General features: G+C 31.2%; 24 protein-coding genes, 5 tRNA genes and 1 pseudogene. 22 read left to right on the top strand and 8 right to left on the bottom strand.

Annotation, left to right across the window (positions count from 1 at the left end):
* Window positions 1-30 precede the first annotated feature (30 nt).
* Window positions 31-1,020 (top strand): M48 family metallopeptidase, encoded by a 990-nt coding sequence (locus ACI389_RS01010; protein ID WP_439779694.1) that lies wholly within the window; start codon window positions 31-33, stop codon window positions 1,018-1,020.
* Window positions 1,021-1,072: 52 nt separating this feature from the next.
* Here ACI389_RS01010 and queC read toward each other — a convergent pair whose 3' ends face one another.
* On the bottom strand, window positions 1,073-1,735 hold the full coding sequence (queC, locus tag ACI389_RS01005) for a 7-cyano-7-deazaguanine synthase QueC (RefSeq protein WP_439779693.1): 663 nt from the start codon (window positions 1,733-1,735) through the stop codon (window positions 1,073-1,075).
* Window positions 1,732-2,901 carry a nickel pincer cofactor biosynthesis protein LarC gene (gene larC, locus ACI389_RS01000; RefSeq protein ID WP_439779692.1) on the bottom strand — a complete coding sequence of 390 codons (1,170 nt, stop codon included), beginning with the start codon at window positions 2,899-2,901 and terminating at the stop codon, window positions 1,732-1,734. Before larC ends, queC begins: the two co-directional genes overlap by 4 nt.
* 63 nt (window positions 2,902-2,964) lie before the next feature.
* Between larC and ACI389_RS00995 the strand changes: the two genes are divergently transcribed.
* From ACI389_RS00995 to ACI389_RS00985, 3 genes are all read left to right on the top strand, one after another.
* Window positions 2,965-4,035 carry a phosphatidylglycerophosphatase A gene (locus ACI389_RS00995; protein WP_439779691.1) on the top strand — a complete coding sequence of 357 codons (1,071 nt, stop codon included), beginning with the start codon at window positions 2,965-2,967 and terminating at the stop codon, window positions 4,033-4,035.
* Between the two features lie 2 nt (window positions 4,036-4,037).
* On the top strand, window positions 4,038-4,820 hold the full coding sequence (cobS, locus tag ACI389_RS00990) for an adenosylcobinamide-GDP ribazoletransferase (RefSeq protein ID WP_439779690.1): 783 nt from the start codon (window positions 4,038-4,040) through the stop codon (window positions 4,818-4,820).
* A 245-nt stretch (window positions 4,821-5,065) separates the two neighbouring features.
* Window positions 5,066-5,608: a tRNA (cytidine(56)-2'-O)-methyltransferase gene (locus tag ACI389_RS00985; RefSeq protein ID WP_439779729.1), complete on the top strand. Its 543-nt coding sequence runs from the start codon at window positions 5,066-5,068 to the stop codon at window positions 5,606-5,608.
* Here ACI389_RS00985 and ACI389_RS00980 read toward each other — a convergent pair.
* Both ACI389_RS00980 and ACI389_RS00975 read right to left on the bottom strand, forming a co-directional pair.
* A complete protein-coding gene (locus ACI389_RS00980; RefSeq protein WP_439779689.1) occupies window positions 5,605-6,699 on the bottom strand; it encodes a DUF763 domain-containing protein in 1,095 nt (364 codons plus the stop codon). The two genes, ACI389_RS00985 and ACI389_RS00980, sit on opposite strands and share 4 nt — an antisense overlap.
* A gap of 83 nt (window positions 6,700-6,782) precedes the next feature.
* Window positions 6,783-7,166 carry a winged helix-turn-helix transcriptional regulator gene (locus ACI389_RS00975; protein WP_439779688.1) on the bottom strand — a complete coding sequence of 128 codons (384 nt, stop codon included), beginning with the start codon at window positions 7,164-7,166 and terminating at the stop codon, window positions 6,783-6,785.
* Between the two features lie 90 nt (window positions 7,167-7,256).
* On the opposite strand from ACI389_RS00975, the gene ACI389_RS00970 reads away from it, so the two are divergent.
* From ACI389_RS00970 to ACI389_RS00955, 4 genes are all read left to right on the top strand, one after another.
* The gene (locus ACI389_RS00970) at window positions 7,257-8,003 is read left to right on the top strand and encodes a protein-ADP-ribose hydrolase (protein ID WP_439779687.1); all 747 of its coding nucleotides are present in this window, start codon (window positions 7,257-7,259) and stop codon (window positions 8,001-8,003) included.
* Window positions 8,004-8,089: 86 nt separating this feature from the next.
* Window positions 8,090-8,941 (top strand): SIR2 family NAD-dependent protein deacylase, encoded by an 852-nt coding sequence (locus ACI389_RS00965; RefSeq protein WP_439779686.1) that lies wholly within the window; start codon window positions 8,090-8,092, stop codon window positions 8,939-8,941.
* Entirely contained in the window at window positions 8,923-9,438 is a 516-nt protein-coding gene (locus ACI389_RS00960; RefSeq protein WP_439779685.1) for a pyridoxamine 5'-phosphate oxidase family protein, read from the top strand. Before ACI389_RS00965 ends, ACI389_RS00960 begins: the two co-directional genes overlap by 19 nt.
* A 334-nt stretch (window positions 9,439-9,772) precedes the next feature.
* Window positions 9,773-10,504, top strand: a complete 732-nt coding sequence (locus ACI389_RS00955; RefSeq protein ID WP_439779684.1) for a peptidylprolyl isomerase — start codon at window positions 9,773-9,775, stop codon at window positions 10,502-10,504.
* Between the two features lie 25 nt (window positions 10,505-10,529).
* Here ACI389_RS00955 and ACI389_RS00950 read toward each other — a convergent pair whose 3' ends face one another.
* The gene (locus ACI389_RS00950; protein ID WP_439779683.1) at window positions 10,530-11,024 is read right to left on the bottom strand and encodes a fumarate hydratase C-terminal domain-containing protein; all 495 of its coding nucleotides are present in this window, start codon (window positions 11,022-11,024) and stop codon (window positions 10,530-10,532) included.
* A 139-nt stretch (window positions 11,025-11,163) separates the two neighbouring features.
* Between ACI389_RS00950 and ACI389_RS00945 the strand changes: the two are divergent.
* The 5 genes and pseudogenes from ACI389_RS00945 to sucC all read left to right on the top strand — a co-directional run.
* Window positions 11,164-11,355, top strand: a pseudogene (locus tag ACI389_RS00945) (4Fe-4S dicluster domain-containing protein); the annotation flags it as partial.
* Between the two features lie 79 nt (window positions 11,356-11,434).
* Window positions 11,435-12,553: a 2-oxoacid:acceptor oxidoreductase subunit alpha gene (locus ACI389_RS00940; protein ID WP_439779682.1), complete on the top strand. Its 1,119-nt coding sequence runs from the start codon at window positions 11,435-11,437 to the stop codon at window positions 12,551-12,553.
* On the top strand, window positions 12,554-13,417 hold the full coding sequence (locus ACI389_RS00935) for a 2-oxoacid:ferredoxin oxidoreductase subunit beta (RefSeq protein WP_439779681.1): 864 nt from the start codon (window positions 12,554-12,556) through the stop codon (window positions 13,415-13,417).
* A gap of 9 nt (window positions 13,418-13,426) precedes the next feature.
* On the top strand, window positions 13,427-13,975 hold the full coding sequence (locus tag ACI389_RS00930; RefSeq protein ID WP_439779680.1) for a 2-oxoacid:ferredoxin oxidoreductase subunit gamma: 549 nt from the start codon (window positions 13,427-13,429) through the stop codon (window positions 13,973-13,975).
* An 8-nt stretch (window positions 13,976-13,983) separates the two neighbouring features.
* Window positions 13,984-15,102 carry an ADP-forming succinate--CoA ligase subunit beta gene (gene sucC, locus ACI389_RS00925; RefSeq protein WP_439779679.1) on the top strand — a complete coding sequence of 373 codons (1,119 nt, stop codon included), beginning with the start codon at window positions 13,984-13,986 and terminating at the stop codon, window positions 15,100-15,102.
* A gap of 53 nt (window positions 15,103-15,155) precedes the next feature.
* On the opposite strand, the gene twy1 is transcribed toward sucC, so the two are convergent.
* Window positions 15,156-16,073 (bottom strand): 4-demethylwyosine synthase TYW1, encoded by a 918-nt coding sequence (twy1, locus tag ACI389_RS00920; RefSeq protein WP_439779678.1) that lies wholly within the window; start codon window positions 16,071-16,073, stop codon window positions 15,156-15,158.
* 128 nt (window positions 16,074-16,201) lie between these two features.
* On the opposite strand from twy1, the gene ACI389_RS00915 reads away from it, so the two are divergent.
* The 3 genes from ACI389_RS00915 to ACI389_RS00905 all read left to right on the top strand — a co-directional run bounded on the left by ACI389_RS00915 (window position 16,202) and on the right by ACI389_RS00905 (window position 19,310).
* A complete protein-coding gene (locus ACI389_RS00915; protein WP_439779677.1) occupies window positions 16,202-17,071 on the top strand; it encodes a hypothetical protein in 870 nt (289 codons plus the stop codon).
* 346 nt (window positions 17,072-17,417) lie between these two features.
* Complete coding sequence (gene tpiA / locus ACI389_RS00910) at window positions 17,418-18,086, top strand: triose-phosphate isomerase (protein ID WP_439779676.1); 669 nt, start codon at window positions 17,418-17,420, stop codon at window positions 18,084-18,086.
* A gap of 9 nt (window positions 18,087-18,095) precedes the next feature.
* Entirely contained in the window at window positions 18,096-19,310 is a 1,215-nt protein-coding gene (locus ACI389_RS00905; protein ID WP_439779675.1) for a phosphoglycerate kinase, read from the top strand.
* 11 nt (window positions 19,311-19,321) lie between these two features.
* Here the strand turns inward: ACI389_RS00905 and thiE are convergent, their stop codons facing one another.
* Both thiE and thiM read right to left on the bottom strand, forming a co-directional pair.
* Complete coding sequence (gene thiE, locus ACI389_RS00900; protein WP_439779674.1) at window positions 19,322-19,945, bottom strand: thiamine phosphate synthase; 624 nt, start codon at window positions 19,943-19,945, stop codon at window positions 19,322-19,324.
* A complete protein-coding gene (thiM, locus tag ACI389_RS00895) occupies window positions 19,942-20,808 on the bottom strand; it encodes a hydroxyethylthiazole kinase (RefSeq protein WP_439779673.1) in 867 nt (288 codons plus the stop codon). The genes thiE and thiM overlap by 4 nt, the downstream gene beginning before the upstream one ends.
* A gap of 115 nt (window positions 20,809-20,923) precedes the next feature.
* Between thiM and ACI389_RS00890 the strand changes: the two genes are divergently transcribed.
* The 6 genes from ACI389_RS00890 to ACI389_RS00865 all read left to right on the top strand — a co-directional run bounded on the left by ACI389_RS00890 (window position 20,924) and on the right by ACI389_RS00865 (window position 21,852).
* Window positions 20,924-20,997 (top strand) — tRNA-Thr (locus tag ACI389_RS00890).
* A gap of 116 nt (window positions 20,998-21,113) precedes the next feature.
* A tRNA-Pro gene (locus ACI389_RS00885) sits at window positions 21,114-21,188 on the top strand.
* A 4-nt stretch (window positions 21,189-21,192) separates the two neighbouring features.
* Window positions 21,193-21,266: transfer RNA gene (locus tag ACI389_RS00880), tRNA-Tyr, on the top strand.
* Between the two features lie 126 nt (window positions 21,267-21,392).
* Window positions 21,393-21,464 (top strand) — tRNA-Asp (locus ACI389_RS00875).
* Window positions 21,465-21,494: 30 nt separating this feature from the next.
* Window positions 21,495-21,568, top strand: a tRNA-Lys gene (locus ACI389_RS00870).
* A gap of 44 nt (window positions 21,569-21,612) precedes the next feature.
* On the top strand, window positions 21,613-21,852 hold the full coding sequence (locus ACI389_RS00865) for a DNA-directed RNA polymerase subunit H (RefSeq protein WP_439779672.1): 240 nt from the start codon (window positions 21,613-21,615) through the stop codon (window positions 21,850-21,852).
* Window positions 21,853-22,037 lie beyond the last annotated feature (185 nt).

The raw sequence follows: 22,037 nt of genomic DNA, 5'->3' as shown, positions 1-22,037 counted from the left end.
TATATATAATAACTTCATATAATATTACTCATGGCAAAAGAGGATAGGAGTGAAATAAATCCATTCACTGGCAAGAAACATTATGATACTCTTAATGATGATAAATTTCTAGAGGAATGCTATAATGAATATTATAGTGTAATTAATCAATCACAGCTTTTAGATAATACGTCTAATGGTCAGTTAGTTTTAGATGTTGTTGTAAGATTAATCAATGCAGTAAATAATTATTTGTCCAATATTGGTAGATTGGACTATGTTGAGGATTATTATGACTGGGAGGTCCATTTAGTTGGTGATGATACTGTAAATGCTTTTTGTATGCCTGGGGGTAAGATTGTAATGTTTTCTGGGATTTTTTCAGTTGCAAATACTGAAGAAAGGATTGCATTTATTTTAGGTCATGAAATGGCTCATGCACTTCTTGATCATTCTAGAACTCGGATTAGTGCCCAAAATACTCAAAATGCAGTTACTTCTGCAGCATGGATTGGTAGCTTTGCAATGGATCTTTTGGGTTTCGGAGGATTAGGTGATTTAACAAGAGTAGCTACAAATGTTGCAAGCATTGGATCCCAATTTTTCTTAATGAATCCTTGGGGAAGAGATCAAGAGCTTGAAGCGGATAGATTAGGTATGATGATTATCCATTGGGCAGGTTATGATATTTCACATATTCCTGCATTTTGGAGAGATATGTCAAGACAGAACTCTAACGAGCATGACTTTTTTTCAACACATCCTGCAGATTCAAAGAGAATAGCTACAATGGAACAATTGATTATTGAAATTGAAAGAGAAGAGGATTTTTATTCAAGACCAGTAATTGGAAATAATAGTACAATTAGTACAAATTCTCCAAGTAACTTTTGTACAAATTGTGGTGCTCCTGTTGGTAGTAATGATAAATTTTGCTTTTCTTGTGGAAATAAGCTTGAAGTGGAATTAAAGTGTCCTAAATGCAGTTGTCGTGTTGGTGATGGTGATGCTTTCTGTACGAATTGTGGGTATAAACTTTAATTGTTTTTATTATTTAATTTTGTAGAAATTTAAAAAGAAAGGATATTAATAATTAATTGTCTTTTAATCCCAATTTTTCAAATGCTCGTTTTCTTCTCATGCAACTTTCACAAACACCACATGGGGTTTCATCTCCTTTATAACAAGAATAACTTAATTCTATTGGAGCACCACATTCAACACCTATTTTAATTATTTCTTCTTTGTTTAAATTTATTAATGGTGCTTCAATTTTAATTTTTTCTGGGGATCCTTCTTTTATTAATTCATTGAATTTCTCCATATATTCCTTTGAATTATCTGGAAATGTTGCACCTTCTTCACCATTCCAACCAACAATTATTGCACTTGCATTTATGCTTTCAGCATAGGATAATGCTATTGATGTAAAAACAGTATTTCTTGCTGGAACCCAAACACTACTTGCACTTTCTTGGCTTTTTTTAATATTATCTAAATCATCGTTTGTAAGTTCAGGAATTTCTTCATCAGTATTTAAGCTGGAAGTACTGATTTGAGCAAGCCAAGGAAGGTCAATTACTTCATGAGTCCAGTCCATCTTTTCACATATTTTTTTTGATACTTCAATTTCTTTTTCAGCTGCTTTTTGACCATAATTGAATGTTATTGCATGGATTTCATGTGTATTAGCAAAAATACTTGTTGCAACTGTACAGTCTAGGCCTCCAGACATAACTGAAATAGCTTTTTTCATCTAATCATCTCACTTATTTTTTTAAGGGGAAGCCCACTATCTTCAGCTATTCTTTTTAGATCTTCATATTCTGGTCTTTTGGAAATTATTTCACCATTCAAATATCCTATTTTAAAGGTTACTTCGTAATTTTTATTGTTGATTTTAAATGTTTGTTTTTTGAATTCTCTTTTTGAAATTCCTCTGTGTATATTGGGCGTTATTCTGATGCCTAAACTTCCAGTTTCTTTAAAAATACTTTCAAGGATATTTTCTCTATCTTCTTTTTTGGAAATTACTTTAAGGAGGTTTCCAGGTCTATTTTTCTTCATAATCATTGGAGTTATGGAAACATCTCTTGCACCGCTTTCTAGGAGTTTATTAAATAAGTATCCAATTTCTTCACCAGTTAAATGATCAATATTTGTTTCGATAACATCTATCATGTCATTTTCTGTAATATCTGAACTTTCAATGATTCTTAAGACATTCGGGTGGTCAAAGTCTTTTTTTCCTGCTCCATAGCCTGTATTTTTGGTTTTAATTAATGGAATGAATTCTTTTATTTCATCACAAATCTCCATATAAATTGCTGCACCTGTTGGTGTTGCAAGTTCGCTTGAAACTGGTCCACCAATCATTTTTGCATCTTTTAGGATTTCTACTACTGCTGGTGCTGGAACAGGTATGATTCCATGAGCTGTATTTACTCTTCCTCCACCAACTGCTATTGGAAGGCCAATGATTTTTTGATTGTCTAAATTCAAGCTATAATATGCATAGATGGAACCTATCACGTCAGCCACAGCATCACTCGCACCTACTTCATGAAAATGAATAGTATCTAGAGTTTTTCCATGAACTTTACTTTCTGCAATTGCTATTCTTTCAAATACATTAATTGAAGTTTTTATAACGCGTTCATCTAAATCTAAATTATTTATTCTTTCAATAAAATCAGGATAGTTGATTGAATGGTTTTTTTCAAGCATTTTTACGTGACAATAAGTTGATGAGATTCCTTTTTTGTTTATTTTTTCAAATGTAACTTCCACTTTTCCAAAACTCTCTGCTGCTTGCTCTATAATTTCTTTTAATTCATTGGCATTTGCTCCTAAATCAACAAATGCTCCTATTAGCATATTTCCAGCAATTCCACTTCCTTGTGGGTCGATAATAATTGTCATAATGATATGTCCTTTTAGGTTATTAATATAAATTTAAATTAAATAATTAATATATATTATCTCATGGGATTTAATGTTACCAAAAAAGATTATGGGATTTGCATAAATAATCCAAATCACTTCTTAGCATTCAGTGATTTTACAGTAAGTGACGGGATTGATATTGTAGAAAATGTTAATATTGTAAAGGCTAAAGATGAGTTTAGAGCTACTGCTAAAAAAGCCGAAGCATTTAACCACTCTCAAGGAGCTTACATTGCACAGTCAGTAGATTCTCTTGAATATTTTCAGAATACATATGATGATTTAACTGTTTTTACATTTATGGAGAATGATGTTGGCATTGAAGAGTTCACCGAATATTTAAAAGTGGCAAATTCAGAGAAAGGTTTTATTGATGCAAGAATCAATTTAAGTCACATACTTTATATTGATAAGGTAATTTCTCCAAAAGATTTGCTTAAGATATTTAAAATAGTGACTAATATTAAGGCAAAAGTACTCGCAAACATGTGTTTACCTCTTCATATTCAAAATATACTTAATACTAATGATTTTTTAGCAGTTTTAACTAATGTATCTCCAAGTCAAGATTTGGACATTAATAATGCCGAATATAATGAAATTGACTGGGATGATTTGAAGATAAAAATTGAGGATGCAGTTGAAATAAGTTTGGAAGATGCATTTAAATATCTTGATTTAACATTTGGAATTCTTGATTACTTCGTAGCTGAGGGAATCCTAATTGGAGATTTAGTAGATGCTGGTATGGAGCTTGTAGAGGGTGTAGAAGTAACTCAAGAGCTTAAAGATAAAATGGAGGTACAAATTCTTAAATCATTGACAGATATAAATGTTATTGCACTGCTCATTGCTGCAATGAGGACTGAGCAAGATTTGACTGGAAATCGCATAAGGGAAGTTGATGTAAGTGATGATCCAGCTTACTTATACACTGATGAAGTATTGGGTTTAGCTATTTCAAATCAAATTGCAGGAACAAAAGCAACTTTTAATTTCAAAAGATATGATGAAGCAAAACCTGGAATTATTGCAGGATTACCTCCAATGCTTGATGATATTTTTGCAGGTTTAATTGCAGGGTGTATGTCTAAAATATTTGAGGAATAAATATGGAAGATGATAGTTACTTTGATGATGAGGAATTCTCTCCTATTAGATCCCTTTTAGGGCTTTTAACATTTTCAACAATATTGCCAATCAATGTCTACACTTCAATAGAATACATGACTAAATTAACTTGGTGTTGGCCATTCTTGCATATTTTTATTGGAATATTAGCAGCTATTTGTGGATATGTGTCTTTGGAATTTCTACATTTAAATGGTTTTTTCACAGCAGTCATTGTCTATGCTTTTTTAATGCTAATTACAGGATATAATCATTTGGATGGTGTAATGGACATGGCTGATGGTGTAATGGTTCATGGTGATCCTGAGCGTAAAATAGGAGTAATGAAAGATTCATCTGTTGGAGCAGGGGGTGTTGCAACATTATTTTTAGTTGCAAGTCTTACTATTGCTGGATTATATAATCTTTTGGATTATAATTTCATAGTTGGTATTATTATATGTGAAATGGCAGCTAAAACTTCTCTATTAACTACTGCACTTTTATCAAAGCCGTTAGTTCCCGGAATTGGAAGTTATTTTATTAAAGAGACTAATGGTGTTAATTATTTAATTTCAACAATTCTCATAGCATGTATCGCATTCTTATTAGGTGATTTAGTTGGTATTGTTGGTGTTTTAGGAGCTATTGTTGGGGGTTTTATTATAGCAACTGTTGCAAAGCGTAATTTTGTTTTAGCTAATGGTGATGTTCTTGGAATGAGTAATGAAGTTGGACGTTTATTTGCATTGTTATTTATGGTAATTGCATTATATTTCATATAATTTAATTTTACAATTTAAAATTAATATTCTGGTGATTTAAGCGATTGATTTATTAATTAAGATTTTCATAGTACTTTTGATGAGTTATCACTTATGGTTCACCTCCATTTTTCAATTATTTTACTCACTACATTTTCCTCAATTTGCATTTTAAGTGATAACTTCATCAAATCAAGCAAATTATTATATATTTTTAAATTGAAATATTAAATCATTATTTTTTACAATTTAGTTAATTAGCTGATATTATGAATGTTAATGTTTTAAGATTAGATCATAGATTAAAAAGGGATACTCGGATTACTACTCATGTCTGTTTAACTGCTCGTGCATTTGGAGCAAGCAAGATTTATCTTGCTGGTGAAAGGGACACTAGGTTAATGGAAAATGTACGGGATACTGCTTCAAGATTTGGTGGAAATTTTGAAATAGAATACACTGAAAGTTACATGGGAGTAATTAAAAAATGGAAAGCTGATGGTGGTAAGGTTGTCCATCTTACTATGTATGGATCACAAGCTCATGAGGTTGCTCCTGAAATAAGGGATGATGGTAGTGATATTTTAATCGTTGTGGGTGGTTCTAAAGTTCCTGGAAGTGTTTATAAAGCTGCTGATTGGAATGTGTCTGTTACAACTCAACCTCATTCTGAAGTATCATCACTTGCGGTATTTCAGCATTTATTGATGGATGGAAAAGAGTTTGATTTGGAGTTTGAAAATCCAGTATTGGAAGTTATTCCAACTGCTCATGGAAAAAATGTCAATATTCATAATGAAAATCGTTAAGATATAAAATCATCCAGTCTTTTAATGGCTTTTAACTTTTCATCTTTTTTTATGCGTGCTTGGTCAAGAGCATCTCTTATTGTTTGAATGGAGTTGCCATAAACTTCCCTATCAACAGGATATGGAAAACCGTCCTTTCCTCCGTGTGTGAAACTGTATTTTACGGGGTCTTTCCAACTTGCAGGTTCACCATAAACTAAGTCAGATATTAATGCTAGTGCTCTTATTTTTTTAGGCCCGATTCCTTGAAGTAAAATCAATTCTTCATAGTTTTCAGGTTGTATTTCATAAGCTCTTGTTAAAACTTCAAATTCTTTATCGGAAATATCCATGTCAAGAATAGGGTGATGTTGGGGCATTGAAAAATCTTCTAAAAGCATTTGATTATCTTTTCTTTTAAAATATTGTCTTAAGTGATTAGGATTATCATTTATTAAATCCACACTTATATTTTGAGCTTCCACACTATCTTTTGAGGACATATTTAGTGTATTTGGTGTTTTTTTATCGCAGGAAATGCCACTATGGGGATTGTTTAATAGTTCTTCAACTTCGCTACCTAACCAATGATAACGTCTAGCATATTTGCTATCGGTGTTTAGGCCTTGTTGGACAACTGCCCAATCTCCTTTTTCAGTAATAAAGAAATTATGTTGGTATAATGTATATCCATCTTGGATGCATGAATTGTCTATTTTAGCAGATAATTTACTGGTTTCAACAAGTTTTTCGGTAGTTTTTGTTTTTAAATTGAATAATTCTCCAGCATGTTCGATTCCTTGGGGTGTTTTTTTAGATTTTGCACCTTTTCCTCCACTTAGATATATTCCATGTTCTTCTGGGCTTAGTGATGCCTTTAGAGCTCCTAATGTTGTTGTGGTTGTTCCTGAAGAATGCCAATCAAATCCTAAAACACAAGAGAATGCTTGAAACCAGTAAGGATTAGAAATTCTATTTAAAAACTCGTTTATACTATATTCTTCAATAATAACTGAAGCCAAAGCTCCTGATAAATCAACCATTCTTGAGAATAACCATTTTGGAGGGTGTCCTCCATGGAGTGGTAAATTAACTACCCCTTTTCTTTGCATGACTAATGTTATAGGTTTAATTAATATTTATTTTTTTGAAAGAGCATTTGGAAAGTATTTTAATATATTATAAATTTTAGAAATTAATAGTCAATTTCGAGTACTTCTTTGAATGTGTTTTTTAATTCATTGCGAGCTTCATCAGAATATGTGGTGTCTTTTTCATTATATGATGTAAACATTGCTAGTTCATAGACAATTCTGTTCATTGATTTACCATATTCTGTCAGGTAGTATTCTGTGGTCACAGGTGTTGTATTCAAAACTACCTTTTCAATTAAACCATTTTCTTCAAGGTCCTTTAAGCAATTTGACAATACTTTATTACTTAGTTTAGGTTTATCTTCTTTAAACTCCTTGAAATGTTTTTTACCAAAGAACATATCTCTTATAATCTGTATACTCCATTTTTTATTTATCAAATTTAGAGTCACATCAACCGGACAGACAATTTTTTTACTTTCCATATCCTATAATCTGTTTATATTGTTTTATTACTCTTTAGGTTACTTTCAAGTAACTTGGTTCCTTTTTAGTTACAAAAATCATTTAAATGTATGATTATAATTTATATTATTGAAGATTTTTATGGAGGGATTAAGATAAATACAGAGCAGCAATTGGATTTTTTAATTAAGTATTTAAGTAATGAACATAATGAAGAAATAAATATTCCGGATGATATTGACGGCAAAAAGTCACTACTGAGATCACTTATGAATATTAGACCTCCTTTAGATGTGTCTGATGAATTTTTACAGGTTCAAGATGAATTCTTAACTAATGAAACTTTAAACAAGGATTTAACTTCAGTTGAAGATATTACTGAAGTCAAAGGTAAACTAGTATTATGGCAGGGGGATATTACTACATTAAAGGTTGATACAATCGTAAATGCTGCTAACTCAAAATTACTTGGTTGTTTTATTCCTTTGCACAATTGCATTGACAATGTAATTCATTCCACAGCAGGAATACAGTTAAGACAAGAATGTAACAAAATAATGTCCAAACAGGGTCATGATGAAGAAGTTGGAAGATCAAAAATTACTAGTGCTTATAATCTACCTTCAAAGTATGTTATTCACACTGTAGGTCCAGCTATTCCTTATGGGACAAGTCCTAGTAAGGAAGATTGTGAAAAGTTAGCTAGTTGTTATAAGTCTTGTCTAGAATTAGCTAGTCATAATGGACTTAAATCAATTGCATTTTGCTGTATTTCAACAGGTGTTTTTAATTTTCCTCAAAGAGAAGCAGCTCAAATTTCAGTTAATACTGTTGAAGAATATTTAAACGAAAATTAAACATCATTGGAAAAAGTAATTTTTGATGTATTCTCAAATGATGATTATTTAATTTACAAAAATTTATTGTTTGGAGATGAGGATTAATGGATAAATTTGTTTTAAGATTGGATAATGCTATTAAAACTATTAATAATGCAGATTATGTGCTTATAGGTGCTGGTGCAGGTTTTTCTACAGCTGCAGGGATTGAATATCCTGGTAAACGTTTTGATGAAAATTTTCAGGATTTCATTGAAAAATATGGGGTTCAAGATATGTATTCAGCTACTTTTTATCCTTATAAAACACAGGAAGAGAAATGGGGTCATTGGGCACGTCATGTTTATGTTAATAGATATTCAGTTGGAAAAACTAAATTATATGAACAATTACTTGATTTAGTAAAAGATAAGGATTATTTTGTTCTAACTACTAATGTTGATCACCAGTTTTGGATTAATGGCTTTGAAGATAAAAGAATTTTCGCAACTCAGGGAGATTACGGTCTTATACAGTGTGAAAATGCGTGTCATGATAAATTGTATTCAAATAGGGAATTAGTGTTTGAAGCTATTGGGAATATTTATGACTGTATGATTCCAAGTGAATTAGTTCCAGTATGTCCAGTTTGTGGAGGTAATATGGAAATCAATGTTAGAAAAGATAACTTTTTTGTTGAAGATGAGAAATGGCATGAAATGTATGGTAATTATTCAAAATTTTTAGAAAAAATAGGTGAGGATGATAAATTAGTTCTTTTGGAACTTGGTGTAGGTTTCAATACTCCGACAATCATTAGATATCCATTTGAGCAGATGACACATAATAATCTAAATGTTACTTTAATTAGACTCAATAAGGATTATGCACAAGCAATACCTGTAAATAAAGATAAGACCATTAGTTTTGATGAGGAAATTTCAGAAATATTTGATTATTGGGCACGAAGAATTTAGTTACTAAAAAGTTATTAGGTAACCTTAAAGTTACAAAAACCGTTTATATAAGCTTAGATAAACTATTAACTACAAAATTAAAAGGATTGATAGAAATGAGTGATGTTATAAACTTTTTAAAAGAAAATTCTTTAATATATTTAGCAACTAGTGGATTAGATGGAAATGCAAAAGTAAGACCTATTTTATTCTATTTTGAAGAAGATGGAAAACCATATCTCTGTACTGCAAACACAAAACCTATGTTTAAGGAATTGGATGAAAATCCAAACTGTGAAATGGTTGTTGCAACACCAGAATTTGCATGGTTAAGAATTGCAGGGGAAGTTGAATTTACAGACAGCATAGAATTAAAACAAAAAGTAATAGATTCTAATGAATTAGTCAAATCTTTATATGAAAATCCTGAAAATCCAACATTTGAAGTGTTTACAATTTCAGGTAATGCAACTATTGCTGATTTTTCAGGTCAACCACCAAAACAATTCAAATTATAAATGTTTTTTTTTTTAATTTGATAGCATGTAGCTATCATTTTATCAAATCTTATTTTTTTTTAATGAATTTACTCTATACAAAAAAATATTGATTTCATACTCAAAATTGATGTTTGATAGCATAAATCTATTTTTTTATTTTCATGTTGAGTATATATTATAAATTAAATTTTGGATTTTGTATATTTTAATACTTTTAATAGTATAATATATAAACTAAAAAGTACATAATTACCTACTGTATAAATTAGTGTGAAGAGAAAATTTCACTTGATACTAATACTATATTTATTAACAAAATTATTTAATCAAAATTATTAGGAGCGTATTTATTATGGCTGTAGATAACGGAGATTTTGTAAGAGTAAATTTTACCGGTAAAATTAAAGACACTGATGAAGTATTTGATACTACTTATGATGAAATTGCACAAGAAGCAGGACTCTTTGATGAAAACAAAACTTATAAACCAATTCCTATTGTTGTAGGAGGAAATCATTTATTACCTGCTATTGAAGAAGCTATTATTGGATTAGAAGAAGGCGACACTAAACATGTTGAAGTAGATTCTGATAATGCCTTTGGTCCTAGAGATCCTAAGATGGTTCAATTAGTGCCTATGAAAGAATTCAAAAAACAAGGCATGACTCCTTTCCCAGGTATGAGAATTCAATCTGAAGGAGCATCTGGAAAAATCTTAACCGTAAACGGTGGAAGAGTAAAAGTTGATTTCAACCATGAATTAGCAGGAAAAGATTTAATTTATGATGTTGAAGTAACTGAAATCATTGATGATGAAGAAGACAAAATTAAAAGTATGATTGAGTTACATTATTCTAATCCTAACGTAGATATTGACAAAACTGAAATTGACATAGTTGATGGTGTTGCAAACATCAAATTAGATGAAATGGCTAAATTTGATCAAAAATCTTACATGGACATTACCTTTGCAAGATTCAGAATAGCTAAAGATATCTGGGATAACATTGAAGAAATTACCAAAGTTAATTTCGTTGATGAATTCGAGAAAAAAGAAGAAGAATCTAATGATGAAGAAGAATAGATTTATTCTTCTTAAACTATTTTTTTTACTGGATTTTTAATCCATCTTTGATTGATACAATTGCAGGAATGTTTTCTACTTTTAGTTCAAACATAGCTTCCATTCCTTCACTTTCAAATAAAACACATTTTTTTTCTAATACTTTAGTTGTAAGCAATGCTGCAACAGGTGGCGTTACTGCAAAAACAGAATTGTTTTCATCGAGTTTTTGTGTTGTTTTATCACTTAGCATTCCTTTTCCAATGTGAATTTTAACTCCATTTTCACTTAGGCAGGGTATTGTTGATTCGATTTCTACTTTGCTACTTGTTGTTGGTGCAATTCCTGCATCGCTAAAAGCAGTATGCATTATAACACTTCCATTTAAATCAAAAGGTACTTTGTTTTCTTCAATAAGTTTAACTAATTGTGGAAGAGCAGCATCACGACCAGTATAGATAGTTCCAGAAATTGTAATTTGGTCTCCTACATTAAGATTTAATAAGTCTTCATCAGTAATTGGTGTAGTTAAATGTTTCATGTTTATTAGTTGTATTGTTTTTCTAATAAATTTTTATTTTTTTTAATTTATCATGATTCTACATAAAATATTTAAATGTTTATTAACAAAGATATAGTACATTATAAATTAATTATAGAATTATTAGGAGATTCAAAAATTGATTATTATTGATGAAAATTTGTGTAAAGGATGTCATCTCTGTTTATTCATGTGTCATGAAAACGTATATGCTATATCCTCTGAAACTAATAAGAAAGGTGTACAATTACCTTTTGTTAAATTTGAGGAAAGATGTAATAAATGTGGTACTTGTGAAATTGCATGTCCTGACCAAGCAATAACAGTAGATTTGCCTGAAAATTGGTGGATGAAAGATGGCAATACCGTTAACTTCAATCCTAAATTCACTAAAGGAAAAGGTGTTAAAAATGACTGAGGAATTTTTTGTTCAAGGAAATGAAGCATGTGCTAAGGGTGCATTGGCTGCAGGATGTAGATTTTTTGCAGGTTATCCAATTACTCCATCTACAGAAATTGCAGAAACTTTATCTCGTGAGTTACCTAAGGTAGGGGGGTCATTTGTTCAGATGGAAGATGAAATTGCTTCTGCTGGAGCAATTATTGGTGCTTCATGGGGTGGAGCTAAATCAATGACTGCAACTTCAGGTCCAGGTATTTCATTGATGCAAGAAAATATAGGCTATGCATTCATGACAGAAACTCCAATTGTTTTTGTTAATGTTCAAAGAGGATCTCCATCTACTGCACAGCCAACTATGGCCGCACAAGCGGATATGATGCAGGCTCGTTGGGGTTCACATGGGGATTATGAACCTATTGCATTATCTCCTTCAAGTGTTCAAGAATTCTTTGATTTCACTATTAAAGCTTTTAATTTAGCTGAAGAATACAGAGTTCCTGTATTTGTCATGGCTGATGAAGTTATAGGGCACATGAGAGAAAAAATTACTGTTCCAGATAATATTGAAATTGTCCCTAGAAAAAGACCAGAAAAGACTGATGAGTATTTACCATTTGAAAATGTTGAAAATGGAACAACTCCTATGCCTGCATTTGGTGATGGATTTAATGTTCATGTAACAGGACTTACTCATGATGAAAGAGGGTATCCTGATACAAATACTCCTGAAACTCATGAAAATCTAGTTAAAAGAATTTGTAATAAGATTTTAATGAATATGGATAAAATTTGTTCTGTAAGAAGTGAAAACTGTGATGATGCGGATATTGTTATTGTATCATATGGTGCTCCTGTTAGATCTGTTGTGGAAGCAGTTAATAAGACCGATAAGAAAGTAGGTTATATTAAAATAGATACTCCATGGCCATTCCCTGATGAACAAATTAAAGAGTTAACTAAAAATGCAAGTGATGTACTTGTTGTAGAAATGAATTTAGGTCAAATGTATTACGAAGTTGACCGTGTAGTTAAAGATAAAAATGTTCATTTGTTTGGTAAAATTGGAGGAGTATTACCAACTCCTGATGAAATATTAGATGAAATTGATAAAATAGGAGGAAACTAAATGTCTGAAGGTAAACAAAACAGATTTCTCCCTTATTTAAGAGAAGACAGATTGCCCCATATCTTTTGTCCAGGTTGTGGAAATGGAGCAATTATCAATGCATTTTTAGCAGCTATGGAAAAAGCAGAAATGGATTTTGAGAATATAGCGATGGTTTCTGGAATTGGATGCTCTTCAAGAATTCCAGGATACTTAAAATGTGATTCTCTACATACAACTCATGGAAGAGCAATAAGTTTTGCAACTGGTTTAAAAACAGCTAATAAAGATTTGGATGTTGTTGTCTTTACTGGTGATGGTGATGCTGCATCTATCGGAGGTAATCATTTAATTCATGCGGCTAGAAGAAATATTAATCTAACTGTGATTTGTATTAATAATAATATTTATGGTATGACTGGTGGTCAAATCAGTCCTACATCTCCTAAAGGCAGTTTTGGAACTACTGCGCCTTATGGTAATCTTGATACTCCATTTAATTTAGCAGAACTTGTTGCTGCTGCTGGTGCAACTTATTCTGCAAGATGGACTACTGTTCAAATTGAGAATTTAGTGACTTCCATTAAAGATGGATTAAAAAATCCAGGATTTTCATTTATCGAAGTAGCAACTCAATGCCCAACTTATTTTGGTCGTAAAAATAAACTTAAAACTCCTACTGCAATGGCTGCTGTCATGAAAGCAAATACAGTATTTAAATCTGCTGCAGATAGAATGAGACCAAAAGAATTAGAAGGAAAAATAGTCGTTGGTGAATTTGCTAAAACTCAAAGAAATGAATTTACTGAAAATATTGATAAATTAAGTGTAGAAAAATCCGGTAATAAAACTATTATCAATTCTGCATACGAAACAGAGTTATAGGTGGATAATATGAGAACTGAAATTAGAGTTTGTGGTTTTGGAGGTCAAGGAATTATTCTTGCAGGTATTATCTTAGGTAAATCTGCATGTCTTTTTGATGGTAAGGAAGCTGTCCAAACCCAATCCTATGGTCCTGAAGCTCGTGGTGGAGCTTCTAAATGTGAGGTTGTAATTAGTGATACTGCTGTTGATTATCCTAAAGTTCAAAATCCAGATATTTTAGTTGCAATGTCTAATGAGGCTTTAATTAAATATATTGTGGATTTAAAAGATAATGGAACTTTAATTGTTGATCCTGGAACAACTGATCTTGAAGATGTTAAAGAATTTATTGAAGAGCATAATATTAAAGTTTATGAAGCTCCTGCTACTAAAACTGCTATTGATGAAATAGGACTTAAAATTGTAGCAAACATTGTTATGGTTGGAGCTATTACAAAAATTACTGGAGTAATATCTAAACAAGCAGCTATTAAAGCCATTGAAGTAAGTGTTCCTAAAGGAACAGAAAAGAAAAATATCAGTGCTTTTGAAGCAGGATACGCTCTAGCGGAATAGGTGTTATAATGAAATTTTTTGAAAATATAGCTAAAGGAATTTTTAATAAGGAAGGAATTCCAATTTTAGAGGGACATGTTGCTTATTCTCCTGAAGAGGCAATGACAATATCCTCAGAGATGGGTATTCCTGTTGTTATTAAAGCACAGGTTTTAACTGGTGGAAGAGGTAAAGCTGGTGGTATTAAATTTGCTAATAATCCTGGTGAAGCATTAAAAGTAGCTGATGAAGTTTTAGGGATGCAGATTAAAGGTGAAACAGTAAAACATTTATTAGTTGAAGAAAAAGCAGATATCCTTAATGAATTTTTTGTTACTGTGTCTGTAGATAGAGGTGCTAGAAGGCCAGTTATTATAGCAAGTAAGGAAGGTGGAATTGAAATTGAAAATTTGGCTAAAACAAATCCTGAAAAGCTTATTAAGTATTATCCAAACCCTTTAATTGAATTTTTACCTTATGAAGCACGTGAAATTGCACGTAAAATGGGTGTTTCTTCTGATTTGATTTCTCCGTTAGGAGATATAATTTGGAAATTGTATAATGTATTTACAAAGTATGATTGTGACACTGCTGAGATTAATCCTTTAATTGAAACTCCTTCTGGATTAATAGCTGGTGATGCTAAACTGGTTGTTGAGAATGATTCATTATTTAGACATCAAGATTTAGTTAAAAGATTACATTATAAAAGAAAAGCTGTTGATTTTGTTCAATTAGATGGTGATATTGCTGTTATTGGTAATGGTGCAGGTTTAACATTGACTGCTATGGATATGATTAAACTTAACGGTGGAGAACCAGCAACTTTCTTAGATATTGGTGGTGGAGCATCAGAACAAGTCATCAAACAAGCTTTAAATATTGTATTAAACTATGAACCAGTTAAAGTAGTATTTTTAAATGTTTTAGGTGGTATTACTAAAGCTGATGATGTTGCTCATGGTGTAGTAAAAGCTTTAGAGCAATCTGAACGTCCAGTTACAATTGTAATTAGATTGACTGGTACAAATGAAGAAGAAGGTCAAAAAATCTTAGAAGAAGCTGGAATTCCATTTGAAACTTCAATGGAAAAAGCAGCTAAAAAAGCTGTTGAGCTTTGTAATGAATTAAAACAGGAAGGCAAATAACCTCCTTGTTTTGATTTTATAAAATTAATAGAAAAGTGAGTGAATTTTGTAATTTATTCAAGTAAAACAACACGGCTAATTTCAGATTCATTTACTAATTCTTTACCACATTCATCACCTATTTTTTTTGCAAAGGATTTGATTTCATTAAATGTTGGCATGTTGTCAAGGGTTAGGCGATTACGTGATGAACCAACGCACATGTATGCTTTTATTTCCACATAATCAGGGTCTGCTTTTTTTATTAATTTAGCATATTCTTCTGGTTGTTCCATATTTTTTCCCTTAACACAAGTATTCCTTATGCATGTACGTGAGTTAAAATTAGATAATGTTTCAAGTGATTCATTTAAATTGTTCCAAGCATCATTTATTCTTGGTCTACATACTTCATTAAATATTTTCTCGTTAGGAGCATCTAATGAAAGGTATAGTTGGTATGGATCATTTTCTAGATTTCTTAATCTATCAACACATTGGCCGTTACTCACTACAAATGTTGTAAAATTCCTGTGGTTGAATTCACCAATTAGTTCATCAATTTTTGGATAAAGAGTTGGTTCTCCTGCAAGGGATATCGCAGCATTAGTTGGCTTTTTAAGTTCTTCTAATTTCTTTTTGTTTGCTTTGTCATTTCCATAATATCCGCATAACAAATTATTTTGAGCTTCAATTGCTCCATCAATGATTGTTTTAGGATCATCATACTCATCATCTTCCCATGCGGTTTGGGTATATGTTAAGTCTCTCCAACAGAATTCACATTCTTGTTGGCAATTTGGAACTGCAGGTGACATTTGAAGGCATCTGTGTGATTGGATTCCATAGAATTTTTCTTTATAACAAACTCCTTTATCGACTATGCTTTGGCGAGTCCAATGACAAGTTTTAACAGCAGCATGTCCATGATTACCTACAAATCTATATCCACTTTTTTCTAGTTTTCTAATTTGTGTTTCGTTAAATGACATATTATTTTTATGTTTAGATTTGGTTATATATACATTTTTCAATATGAGTATAAATTTAATATTCATTGAACAATATTATATTATAATTTTTAAAACTATTTATATGTTTAATAATTATAATTTTTATCATGAGATTATGGAACAAAAATCAAGAAAAATTATTTTTTATTAATTCAAGTAAAGTTGCATTTCCTTCTCAACTATTTCATAAAGCAGATGATGGTAGATATTTAGCATATTTACCGAAGGGGTATAAAGGCAGAAAATCAACATTGCAGTCAAGAAATTTACTAATAGATGAATTTACTGAGAATTGGGTTTTTGAATTATTTAAAAGATTGATAGTTAGTGATGATTTATTTTTAGTCAGGCAGGCAAGAATTCCCTCATTGGGTATTACTTCACTTTCTCCAGCAGATCTTGTTATTTCAACTTCCAATAAGAAAATTTTAAAGGCAAGTGATGTGAAAATCATTTTTGAGGTTGAAATGTCAATTGTATGGAACTGGCAATACTTTAAAGATTCTCATAAGATTGTTGAGATAGGAGATTTCATGACTCATCAGGGAAGACCAAGCTTCACATGTTCAGACTCTATTTTAAAGGCTATTGGTAAATGCATTGGTATAAGGGTTTCAAGTTATGAATCATCAAAAATTCCTATTATTGTTATAGGGAATGCTCCATTATTTAATGGCTTTTGTAAAAAAATAGACCATTTAAAAAGAGTTGGTATGATCCAAGGTTTTTGGTCTTTAAACCCATTTCCACTAAATCATGGGAACACTAGAAAGACTACTCCTTATGAAGGATATATTAGATTTAATAATACTTTGGAATTGAAAGAGCATTTGAACAATTTATTTTTGAAAGATTTAAATTTCTTTTCAGGAATGGAAAACTCCGAAACATTAGGGAAATACATTGAAATTGCTAATAGTGGAAATAGTCATGAAGATAAAGGTTTAAAATTTTTAAATTTAATTAGACATCATTAAGAGGTCATGTAAATACATTTTAGATAGATTAATGGAATTTCATAATTTAAAAAATTTAATGAACTCATGATAAACGATAACAGTCATTTAATGATTGCTCTTTACAATGTCGAAAAGGAGTATAATAAGTTGACTTTAGATGATATTAATCTTTGTTTTGGTTAAACTCATGGTTTATTTCAAATAGTAGAACAATTTATATTGTAAATATTTAAAATAATAAGAATTGTATCTGATATGATATTAGGAAAATACATCTAATTATTCAGAAAGAGAATTTTTAATCAAAAATTTATTTAATAGTGTTAATCAAATATTATTATTAAATAGTTGTTGTGGGATTATTATGGATACACCAATTGTTATATTAAATTATAAAACTTATTTGGAATCAAGTGGTATAAAAGCTTTAAGACTTGCAAATGATTTAAAAAGTGCTGCTGATGAATCTGGAATTACTATGGTTGCTGCTCCTCAAACAGCAGATATCTATAGATTAAGTCAAGAAACTTCACTTCCAATTTTTGCTCAGCACATTGATCCTATTTCTCCTGGAGGGCATACTGGTTCTAATTTGATTAACACATTAATTGATGCAGGAATTAGTGGAACTTTAATCAATCATTCCGAAAATAGGATGAAGTTAGCAGATATTGCTGAAGTTGTAAGATTATGTAAGGATTATGAAATTGAATCCTGTGTATGTACTAATAATATTGAAACTTCAAAAGCCGTTGCAGCTCTTAATCCAGTTGCTGTTGCTGTTGAACCTCCGGAACTTATTGGAACTGGAATACCTGTATCTCAAGCTCAACCGGAAGTTGTTGAAGATACTGTAAAAGAAGTTAAGTCCATTAATAAAAAAATTAAGGTTTTATGTGGTGCAGGAATTACTACTGGTGATGACATGAAAGCTGCTATGGATTTAGGTGCTGATGGAGTGTTACTTGCATCAGGAATTATTAAAGCAGAAAGTCCGAAAGATGCTTTACTTGACTTGGTAAGTAAATTATAGAGTGAGAAAATGGTAGAATTTAATACAATTGATGATTTTGATATTGAAAATAAGACTGTCCTTGTAAGGGTTGATATTAATGCTCCTGTAGATCCTGGTTCTGGAATCATTTTAGATGATACTAGATTAAGGTTACATGCTCAAACCATTAAGGAATTATCTAGTAAAGGTGCTAAAGTAGTGCTTCTCGCACACCAAAGCCGTCCTGGTAAAAAGGATTTCACAACTTTATCTCAACATGCTGATGCTCTATCTGATATTTTAAACTTAAGAGTAAAATACATTGATTCTTTATTTTCTAATGTTGCAAAAGAAGCGATTCGTGATTTAAAACCTCATGAAATTCTCCTTCTTGAAAATGCACGTTTCTTTTCTGAGGAATCTCTTTCAAGAACTCCGATTGAGCAATCAAAAACATTGCTTGTTAGACATTTATCTCCATTGATTGATTATTTTGTAAATGATGCATTTGCAGCTGCTCACAGATCTCAAGCTTCTTTAGTTGGGTTCACTGTTGATACTCCTTCAGCAGCAGGCCGTGTAATGGAAAAGGAGCTAACTGTAATTCAAGATGCATTGGATAATGTACAGCATTCATGTGTGTTTTTACTTGGTGGAATGAAACCTGATGATTCTATTGATGTTATGGAGAATGTATTAAGTAATGGAACTGCGGATTCTATTTTAACAACAGGTATTGTTGGAAACATTGTACTATGGGCGTCTGGTGCAGATATTGGTCAAGTAAATAGGGATTTTATCATTAGTAGAGGATATGAAGATATGGTTGAAAAATCTAAACAATTAATTGAAAGATTTGGAGATAAAGTAAAATATCCTATTGATGTTGCATGCGAAATTGATGGTGAAAGAGTAGATGTGGATAGTGATGAAATCCAAAATGAAGCTATTTTTGATATAGGTGTAAAAACAATTGGTTTTTATGCAAAAGAAATCAGGGATGCAAAAACAATATTTGCTAATGGTCCTGCGGGAGTATTTGAAAATCCTAAATTTGCAATGGGAACAGAAGATTTAATTAATGCTATTGCAAAATCTAATGGTTTTTCAATTATTGGTGGTGGACATATTGCAGCAGCTACTGCTGGACTTGGATGTGAAGATCAAATGAGTCATGTAAGTAGTGGTGGTGGAGCTTGTATTAGTATGCTAGCTGGTAAAAAATTAGCTGCAGTAGAAGCTTTAAAAAATAGTAAAAAATAATTTTTTACTTTTTATTTTTTATGAATAATTTTTAATAATTCTTCAGATGCTCTTTTAGGATTTTCTGCATTCATTATTGCACTTACTACAGATAGTCCAGCAATTCCAGTATCTATTAATTCAAATGCATTATTATGATTAATTCCACCTATTGCAACTACTGGAATATTAATAGATTCAACAACTTTTTTTAAGTCCTGTTTTGTAATTGAGGGTGCATCATCTTTGGTTACAGTTGGAAATACTGCTCCTGTTCCGATGTAGTCTGCACCATCTTCCTGTGCTTTTTTAGCTTCAGTTATTGTAGCTGCTGAAACTCCTAAAATTTTATCTTTTCCGATTAATTTTCTTGTAACATCACATGGCATGTCACTTTGACCAACATGTACACCATCAGCATCAATAGCTAATGCTACATCAACTCTATCATTAATTATTAGTGGTACATTGTATTTTGTTGTAATTTCCTTGACTTTTAAAGCTAAATTATAGAAGTCTAATGTTTCGGAAGTTTTTTCTCTAATTTGAACTACACTAACTCCACCTTTTATAGCTTCTTCTATGGTTTTCAAGAATTTTTCAACATCACTACTTTTATCGGTTACAAGGTAAAGAGATAAATCTATATTTCTCATAATATCATAATGTTTGATTCGTTAATTAAAATGGTACTATTAATTTTGTATAAATAATCAATTAAATAAGTTCTAAATGAACCAGTACCTTCATCTTTTTCATTCACTTTTGCTCTTGCTTTTTCACCAGCAAGGTTCATTGCTAAAATTGCAATAAGACTTCCTTCCAATGGATTTGAACCAGCAATACAACTTCCTAGAATTGAGGATAACATACATCCACTACCTGTTATTAATGGCATCATATCATCTCCATTATTAATAGCTATTGTTGTTTTTCCATCGGTTAAAATATCGATAGGTCCACTTGCTAATATCACAGTATTTAATTTCAAAGCTAATGCTGCCATCCATTCACCATTTACTTTGATGTTTTCTTTTGTTATAATATCATCTGCATTAACATCAACGCCTTTTGCAGTGTTACTTTCATTTAAAACTCCAGATAATTTTGCAATAGCTTTAATTTCACTTATGTTTCCTCTAATTGCTGTAATATCATGATTTTCAATTATATCCATAGTTGTTTTATTTCTAAGTTCAGTTACTCCAACACCTACTGGATCCAAAATGATTGGTGTTTTGGTCTCATTAGCTTTTTTACAGCTAATTTTCATTGCTTTAATTTGATCTTTACTTAATTTTCCGATATTTATTACTAATACATCTGCTATTGTTACAACTTCTTCTAATTCTTCGCTATCCTCTGCCATGAATGGTGATCCACCGATTGCAAGAATAGCATTTGCACAATCATTAATTGTCACGGAATTTGTAATACAATGAGTTAATGCATTTTTTTCTTTGATTTTAATTAAATTCTCTTTAATGTTGTTCAATAATCTGGTTTCATTATTTATCATGATTATTAATTATAAATTTTCTTTTATTTAAATTTTATTGAGATTATGCTATTTTATAGTAAACTATTTAAATGATAATTAATAAAATTAATTTTGTTATTCAATATTGGATTATGCCTCGGTGGCTCAGTCTGGTAGAGCGCGAGACTTGTAATCTCGTGGTCGCGGGTTCAATTCCCGTCCGGGGCTTTAATTTTATATTGATTCCATAATTTTTTCATAAATGTATTAAATTATGCAAACATTTATATACTACTTTGTATATACTTATAATTAGTATGTTATCTGCATGCTTATATGTGTGTGGGTCCGTAGGGTAGCTTGGTCGATCCTTTGGGCTTTGGGAGCCTGAGACTCCGGTTCAAATCCGGGCGGACCCATTTACCCGCCTTAGCTCAATTTGGCAGAGCGTTGGACTGTAGATCCAAATGTTGCTGGTTCAAGTCCGGCAGGCGGGATTTGTCAATTATTTATTTTTCATTAATATGAAAAATTTAGAAAGCAATATGATTTTCCAAAACATTTATATATGATGAGAAACATAATAATTGAATAGTGTATTGTTGTACTGTTTGAGATTCTATGCCCTGGTGGTGTAGGGGCTATCATGTGGGCCTGTCGAGCCCGCGACTCGGGTTCAAATCCCGGCCAGGGCGCTTCGAACTTGAATAGTATCTGTATATCATAGGCCTGTAGCTCAGTCTGGCAGAGCGCTTGGCTTTTAACCAAGCGGCCGCGGGTTCAATTCCCGTCAGGCCTGTTTCTAATTTTATATTTTAACTTTTCTATTTGGAGGAAATTATTTTGAAAAGTGAATTCGATATTCAAAAGCATATGCTTGTACCAAAGCATGAAATCATGACTGAAGAAGAAATTTTAAATGAATTTAGTGATGTAGATTACGATTTTAAGAATCTTCCTAAAATTAAAGTTAATGATCCTGTTGCAGAATCTATTGGTGCTAAACCAGGTGATGTTTTAAGAATAACTCGTAAAAGTGAAACTGCTGGTTTTTTTGTTACTTATAGAATCGTTGAAGAATGATATAAATTTAGAATTAGTGAAGTTTAATATTATTTAATTTCTGTATTTTTTTTGTTTTTTTTGGAAATTCATTATAATAAATTTGAACTTAGTTTGAGAGGAATTATCTTAAATGAGATAGTTAGGAGTAAATTAAGAATAATGATTAAATGATTTAGTTATTAGGTTTTTCCTTTTTATTTTTA

The organism is Methanobrevibacter sp. (assembly GCF_051877095.1).
Classification (GTDB): domain Archaea; phylum Methanobacteriota; class Methanobacteria; order Methanobacteriales; family Methanobacteriaceae; genus Methanocatella.
Note: the sequence above shows the minus strand (reverse complement) of the source record. Positions and strands in the feature narration are given on the sequence as shown.